Genomic DNA, 7678 nt, shown 5'->3' with positions numbered 1-7678 from the left:
TTGCCCAAAACAATCATATCCACAGTGTTATGAAACATGGCATGAGAAAGGAGGCGAGGAGGTGGAACATGATTTTTTAATTTATCTAAAAGAGTATCACACAGGAACCTCTAAAGCAGTACCCAGCGCATATCTGCAAAGTAGATTCTGTATAAGTTCAAGAACTGTCAGGAAATTAGTCAATCAATTAAGAAATGATGGCAATCCCATATGCAGTGGTGATGAAGGATATTATTATGCTGCTGATAGAAAAGAACTACTTGCAAGTATTGGGCAGATGACAAGTCGAATTAGAGAAATTGCAAAAGCAAAGAGAGGACTAGTTAAAGCTTTAGAGCATTTTCCAGATGCAAACGGACAATTAAGATTAGACCTTGATAAAGAGGTAAGAGAGAGGTGATGAAGTATTAATAGTTTTATGAGTTGGATAGGTGGCAAGAAATCTTTAAGAGAATTAATTGTATCTCTCTTTCCCTTATATTATGAACGGTATATAGAAGTGTTTGGAGGTGGAGGCTGGGTATTATTTCATAAGCCGCCGGGCAATGATTTTGAAGTATATAACGATTTTAATGGATTGCTAACCAATCTCTATCGCTGTGTAAGGGAGAAACCAAACGAATTAATAGATGCACTATATTTTGTGTTAAACTCCCGTGAGGATTTTGACATAGTGAAGAAGGCACTTGCAAAAGACAGCCCTACAAGTGATGTAATAAGAGCCTCATATTTTTATCAATTGATTCGCTATAGCTATGCATCAGGCCTTACTAGCTTCGGAAGTCAGCCTCATGATATGTGGAGCAACTTTCCAATAATTGAACAGGCACATAGAAGACTTAGCAAAGTAGTGGTTGAAAATAAAGATTTTGAAAAGTTGATAAGGCAGTATGACCGCCCTGTCAGCTTTTTCTATGCAGATCCACCGTATTTTGAAACAGAAAAGTATTACAAAAATGTTGGTGAAGATGGATTTAAGAAAGAAGATCATATAAGACTTCGAGATACCCTGATGGGCATTGAAGGGAAATTCTTGCTTTCCTACAATGACTGTTCTTTTATCAGAGAGCTATACGATGCACCAAACATCCAGATTGAAAGCTACACCCGTATCAATAATATTAAACAGCGCTATGATAATGGTGCCCAGTTTCCTGAAATACTAGTGGCAAATTATGATATGCATGAAAGGGAGATAAATTCTCCATCACAAATTAATTTATTTGAAATGAAAAATGGACTAGGAAAACAGGAGGGAATTTATAATGAAAATGATTAAAGAATGCTTTGATAACAACGTTAGTTTACCAAATGAAATACTTAATGCAGCAGACCTTACAGGGTGTGAAGAAATTGAACTTAACACCTTAGAGAATGCTGTTGTAGCTATGAAAACAACGATGAATGCAATGGAGCTTATAAGGGTGGCAGAAGGACTTAAAAATCTCTCAGAAGAGTTAATTGTTCATCTAGCAGGAATTTGTGGGAGATGTCATGATTGCTCCTATTGTGAGAGATTTGAAGAATTTGATGAGATTATTGTCCCGGATTATCTCCTTGAAGAAGCTGGTATTCCAAAGGATGCAAAGCTTTGTGCTTGTACAGAAGAAGACAGTGGGGAAATCATAGTGATGCAGGCAGATTATGACTATGATATAGCCGATGTACCAAAGTTTGTTATTGATATCTTTGAGATGTCAGGTATCTGCATCAGAGAATTGGAAGAAAGGATTATGATGGAGGATATTGTCTATGGAGATTAAATGATGGGAGGTAAATCATGACAGGAATTGAGCTAAAGAATGATTGTATATTTTATTATGGAAATCCTTCAGGGTATGTGGAAGATGATACTGCAATAGTAGACCCTATGTTTCAAAATGAAGAATTCAGTCAGTGGCTTAGTAACCGTAAGCTTACAGCAAAATGGACAGAGGGTGTATTTGAAAGACTTTCAAAAGAAGGTGTACTCCTTATTAATAATGAAATACCAGTACCTCTTAAAGACTGTCGTATCTGGCAGCTAAGAGCTGATATAAATCCAGAATGTAAGTTTATAGGATATGAGGAACTTAAAGAAAACTTTGGAGATCCAGATAAAAATAACTATGAGCTTGTATATGAAGGAGAAATAGAAACAAATGATTTAGAATCCATATACACAAAGTTTAATCTAAATCATCCCCATGGGTTTACTGGTCACTCACTGTCAATGTCAGATGTAGTTGAGCTATATAATGACAATGGCAGTGAGTTTTACTATGTAGACCGTTTTGGATTTAAAGAAATTGATTTTGAGCCAAAGGATCAAATACAAGACATAAATATGAGTATTTAAAAATTAAAACTCAGTAAAATTAAAAAATAATGGAGGAAAACAGGATGAAAAGTATGTTAAGAAAAGTAAATGAATTTATAACAAGAAAGGCTGTCGCAGCAAAGATAGCAGTTAGTAATAACCGTGGAGAAGGATATATTGATACAGCTGTAAAAATCCTTGTTGCTGTAGTTTTAGGAGCATTACTCCTTGCAGGTCTGTATGCGCTATTTGGTGAAGTGGTTATGCCAACATTAGAAGAGCGAATTAAAGAAATGTTTAACTATGCAGGCTAAAAGGGGGAAAGTTTAAAATGAATCATAAGTCAAAGAGAATAATCAATATTCTATTGGTAGTTTGTATTTTAATTACCAGTTTTGTAGGCTCTGCCTATGCAACAAGGTTTGTATTTTCTGATAGTGTAGGTCATTGGGCTGAAGAAGCAATTAATAATCTTGAAAGAAAGGGCGTAATTCAAGGATACCCAGATGGACTATCTCATCCAGATGAAATAATTACAAGAGGAGAATTTTCTGCTCTTTTAGCAAGAATCATGGAAATTGAGCCAAAGGAAACAAATACTGTTAACATAGTATTTGAGGATATTGCAGGACATTTTGCTCAAAGAGAAATTGAGGCACTTATTGATGAAGGTATTATCATCAAAGAAGAATATGGTGCTAAATATTTTCCAGATGAGCCTATTACTCGAATGGAAATGATTAAAATGTTAGTTAGAGCTATAGGTAAGGAAGAACATAATACAGATTGTGCTTGTAACACAGGGTTTACTGATGAAGATAATTTGACAGAAGAAGATCGTGAGTATATCTGTGCTGGCAAACATTATAATATAATCTTTGGTTATCCAGACGGAACAATACGTCCTGATGGAGAGTCAACACGAGCTGAAGCCTTTGAAATCCTTGATAGGCATGATGAAATCAAAGAGATAATTAAGCAAGAAGAAGCCACTGATAAAATAGAAGAAGATGCTGTAGATTCTCCTGATGTGGACCAAGAAGATAATGCTTCAGATAATGGTTCGTCCTCAAATGGAGGTTCATCTTATGTGCCAGCACCGAAATATGATTTTACACTTCCAAACACTGCTTATGTAGAAGAGGAGATAAAAATTATTCCAACTAGCAGTAATGTAAAATCTGTAATATGGACAGTTACTAAAAATGGTATTCCTATTGAACCTTCCTCTGTGTTAGATGGAGAATTAAAAGCAGAAGGTGGAGTAATTAAAATTAAGTCTACAGGTAGTTATACTTTTTCAGCTACGGCATTAAACAGTAGAGGAAGAACAGATGTCTGTGAACAAAATAAAAGAAGTATTACTTAGTAATGTTGTATTTTTGTCTGATAAAGACAAGATAGAATTCAATGCTTATTTTCCAAAAAAAGTTTATACAACTGAAAGAAATATATCTCTTGTTGTTTTATTGACACAGGTGGTAATGTTATTATTATTTATATCAAATCGGAATTTAAATTTATCTAATTTAAGAACAGTTGGGTATATCTCACTATATATATTTCTTTTAGTTGTTACAATTATAGCTATTTTTATTTATCGTTATGCATTTAACAATAATCATTTTAAAATGTTTTTATGGGTTAGAAGATTTTATTGTTTTATGATTTGTTTATGGTTAATGGGAATAACATTTCTTGATTTAATGAAGGGGTCTGATTTATCGGTTTATAGTTATTTATTACCTACAATGGCTGCGGTATTACTGTTATCACCAATTGAGAGTATTGTGATATTTAGTTTAACATGGGTTATTTTAATATCGTCAGTAATTATGTTTGTGGATACAGGAAGTATATTTGGTATTTTGATTAACAGCATATTTGTGACAGTGTTATCAATATTTATTTCATTTAGATATTATCGTAGCTTAGCGATAGAATTTTTAGATGGAAAGATCATTCATGAGCAAGTTCTTGAAATTAAGTCAGCAAATAATCAACTTGAGGAAATTGCTCATCGTGATCAGTTAACAGGTTTGTATAATCGTCATTATTTGCATCAAGTTGTATATCCAATGTTTGCTGAATATTCAAGTAAAGATTTGCATTCAATGTGTTTGTTGTTAGATATTGATTCATTTAAACAATATAATGATGAATATGGACATTTACAAGGAGATGAATGCATTAAGAAAATTACAACAAAGTTAATTGAGTTTTGTGAAAAATACGATGCAATTGCTGTTAGATATGGGGGAGAAGAGTTTTTAGTTATAAAAGTTAGTAAAGAACAATTTAATGCTCATGATTTAACGAATGAATTCATTAATGATATTAAAAATTTAAAAATTCTAAGAGAAGACACACAACTAGGTTATGTTACAGTGAGTGCTGGTTTATGGCATGATCAATTATTTAAAGTTTCTAGTTTAGAGAGTGCAATCCAACATGCGGATGATGCATTATATAGAGCTAAGAATAATGGTAGAAATTGTATAGTTGAAGCAAAACGGAAAAACTAATTAGGGGATTGTGATGAAAATCATAGTCTTTTTAGTTATTTGATATTTATTTAAAAAGGCGTAAAATATAAAAGTTAGTTAGGGGTGAAGAAATGAGTGAAATCAAAGTTTCTAAAATATATCGAGATGTTAGTCGCTTAAGATGGAATGTTGCTAGTAAAGGTATCTTAGTTGGATTATTTGCGGGGTTTGTTGTTGCTGTGTATCGATTAGGTATAGAGTTTGCAACTGAAAAATCAATTGAAATATATACATTGCTAAGAAATAATCCAATTTATATTTTTGCTTGGTTAATTATAATTGTTTTAGTAGGATTATTGTTATCTTACTTAATTAAACTGTCACCTGATGCGAAGGGTAGTGGAATACCACAAGTTGAGGGAGTCTTACTTTATGGCCGAAAATTAAAGAGTTTGTTAATTATTCCAGTTAGATTTATTGCAGGAATATTAAGTGCTTTTTTTGGCGTATCACTTGGTAGAGAGGGACCTTCTATACAAATTGGAGCAAGTGGTGGAGAAATAATAGCGAGTAAATTGAGTAATAATAAACTTGAAGAAAATTATTTGATTACTGCTGGAGCTTCTGCTGGTTTGTCAGCGGCATTCAATGCACCTTTATCAGGTATTATATTTTCACTTGAAGAAGTTCATCGTTCTTTTTCACCTAATATATTGATTGCTGCAACAACAGCTGCCCTAACCGCAGATATAGTGTCGAAAACAATATTTGGACTAAAACCAGTACTAAGTTATGTTGATGTTCCACAACTACCACTAAATCAATATTTCTGGTTAGTCATTCTTGGTGTTTTGTCAGGGGTGGTGGGTGTAATAATAAATAAAATGTTACTTGTATCTGGTAATTTTTATAGTAAGTTACCTATAATTGTTAGACCGATGATGGCATTGTTAATTGCTTTACCATTTGGGTTATTTTTGCCTCAAGTATTGGGTGGAGGTCAAGGGTTAGTGCAGTTATCAGAAACTGCAAAACTTAGCATTGGTATGTTATTTGTGGTACTAATTTGTAAGATGATTTTTACTACTACAAGTTTTGGAAGTGGCATACCTGGGGGTATCTTCATGCCTATCTTATCGATGGGTGCGCTATTAGGTAGTTTAGTAGCCCAAGTTGGATTTAATTTTGGGTTATCTAGCGATATGATTTCGGTGTTTTGTATATGTTCAATGGCTGGGATAATGGCAGGATCTGTTAAGGCTCCTATTACAAGTATTTTGTTAATGGCTGAAATGACAGGATCACTTGTACATTTATTGCCAGTAGCTGCGGTTGCATTTATAGCTTTGTTAACATCAGATTTATTAAAAGCAAATCCTATATATGAAGTTTTATTGGAGCGACTAACTGAAGAAAATCAAGGTAAAGAAAAATCAAAATCAAACGTTATTATTGAAATGGTAGTTGAATTAGGTAGCTTTGTAGCGGGTAAACAAGTCAAAGATGTTCAATGGCCTAGTGGTTTACTAATAGTTGGAATAAGACGTGGGAATAAAGAGTTTGTACCTAATGGAGATTTTCAAATACTACATGGTGATTATTTAGTAGCAATTGCTTCACAACAAGAATTTGAAACTATGAATGTAGCACTAAATAAAATATGTAAAATGAAATAAAGTGCAGATTTTCTGCATTTTTAATTTAATCAATAAGTTATATGTTAAAATGTTGCATAGAGGTAAGGGATATGAAATTTAAATTTAAAGACTATTTGCCGTATATATTTTCATTTGTATTTATTTTTTATGGTTGTCCATTAATTATTCAAAATACTGGAAGTGCTATGTTTGTGTTGTTGATAATGATTCCATTTTTATTGTTTTGTGTATCAATCTATTTTGGTATGACTAAAAAAAGAGTAGACATTATATTTGTCTTAATATTAATGGTTTGTTTTACACCGAGTATTTTTATTTATATGAATTCATCAGCATCTATCTACATTTTAATTTATGGTGTACTTGGTTTAGTAGGGAATACAATAGGGTACTTTGTAAGTAAATCTAAGCGAGGATAAAATGAAAATTGAAACAGTTTTTAATCACTATAAGAAAATTGAAGAGATTCTAAGATGCCCAATATGTAAAGAAATAATTAACATAGTGCATCCCGCTAGTGCTACTTGTATCAATGGGCATTGTTTTGATTGTGCTTCATTTAATTATGTTAATTTTATTCCTAATCAAAAACCAACCAATTATATAAAAGAACTTTTTGAAAGTAGACGAATAGTATTAGAGAATGATTATTATCAACCGTTATTAAATGAATTGTTACGAATTATTGAATCTTATAAAAAGGATGAATTTACGCTGTTAGATGTGGGATGTGGAGAAGGGTATTATTCAAGAGCGATTAGTGCTCAATTTGATGCAACTATCATTGGATTTGATAATGCTAAGGAAGCCATTAAATTGGCTGGTAAATCTGATAATTCTATTTATTGGTTCATGGCAGATTTGACAAATATTCCATTGAAACCAAAAAGTATTGATTTTATATGTGATGTGTTAACACCATCTAATTATCAAGAATTTGAAAGATTGTTGAGTGATGATGGCATTTGCATGAAAGTGATACCAGGAGAACAATACTTAAAAGAGTTGAAAAAAATGGTAGGTCTTAGTACAGATGGATATACAATTGATGCAGTTACTGATTACTTTAAGACTAAAATGGATTTGATTGATGTCAAGAATATTAAATATACAAAGGAAGTAAATGATGATGATAAAATTCATTTTGCTAAAATGACTCCTTTAATGCTCAATCGTGAGATAACTGAATTGGAGGTAAAAGAGTTGAAAGAATGTACATTTGACTTTATGATTCT

10 protein-coding genes are annotated in these 7678 nt (G+C 32.4%); all 10 read left to right on the top strand.

Translation table 11 applies throughout. From position 1 onward, the window contains the following. Positions 1-61: 61 nt before the first annotated feature. On the top strand, positions 62-400 hold the full coding sequence (locus RR430_RS06850) for a hypothetical protein (protein ID WP_332486702.1): 339 nt from the start codon (positions 62-64) through the stop codon (positions 398-400). An 18-nt stretch (positions 401-418) separates the two neighbouring features. Further along, positions 419-1279, top strand: coding sequence for a DNA adenine methylase (locus RR430_RS06845; RefSeq protein WP_332486704.1), 861 nt, complete (start codon positions 419-421; stop codon positions 1277-1279). Beyond that, entirely contained in the window at positions 1266-1763 is a 498-nt protein-coding gene (locus RR430_RS06840) for a hypothetical protein (protein WP_332486706.1), read from the top strand. The genes RR430_RS06845 and RR430_RS06840 overlap by 14 nt, the downstream gene beginning before the upstream one ends. Before the next feature lie 17 nt (positions 1764-1780). Further along, on the top strand, positions 1781-2338 hold the full coding sequence (locus RR430_RS06835; RefSeq protein WP_332486707.1) for a YodL domain-containing protein: 558 nt from the start codon (positions 1781-1783) through the stop codon (positions 2336-2338). Positions 2339-2382: 44 nt separating this feature from the next. Then, the gene (locus tag RR430_RS06830; RefSeq protein WP_332486709.1) at positions 2383-2613 is read left to right on the top strand and encodes a DUF6133 family protein; all 231 of its coding nucleotides are present in this window, start codon (positions 2383-2385) and stop codon (positions 2611-2613) included. A 17-nt stretch (positions 2614-2630) separates the two neighbouring features. Next, a complete protein-coding gene (locus RR430_RS06825) occupies positions 2631-3668 on the top strand; it encodes an S-layer homology domain-containing protein (RefSeq protein WP_332486711.1) in 1038 nt (345 codons plus the stop codon). Continuing rightward, complete coding sequence (locus RR430_RS06820; protein ID WP_332486713.1) at positions 3634-4824, top strand: diguanylate cyclase; 1191 nt, start codon at positions 3634-3636, stop codon at positions 4822-4824. The genes RR430_RS06825 and RR430_RS06820 overlap by 35 nt, the downstream gene beginning before the upstream one ends. A gap of 92 nt (positions 4825-4916) precedes the next feature. Beyond that, entirely contained in the window at positions 4917-6461 is a 1545-nt protein-coding gene (locus RR430_RS06815; protein ID WP_332486714.1) for a ClC family H(+)/Cl(-) exchange transporter, read from the top strand. A 71-nt stretch (positions 6462-6532) separates the two neighbouring features. Beyond that, positions 6533-6862, top strand: coding sequence for a hypothetical protein (locus RR430_RS06810; protein WP_332486715.1), 330 nt, complete (start codon positions 6533-6535; stop codon positions 6860-6862). A 1-nt stretch (position 6863) separates the two neighbouring features. Further along, on the top strand, positions 6864-7678 hold an 815-nt coding region (locus RR430_RS06805), incomplete at its 3' end, for a methyltransferase domain-containing protein (protein ID WP_332508823.1).

Source organism: Anaerorhabdus sp., from assembly GCF_036641015.1.
Classification (GTDB): Bacteria; Bacillota_I; Bacilli_A; order Erysipelotrichales; family Erysipelotrichaceae; genus Anaerorhabdus.
Note: the sequence above shows the minus strand (reverse complement) of the source record. Positions and strands in the feature narration are given on the sequence as shown.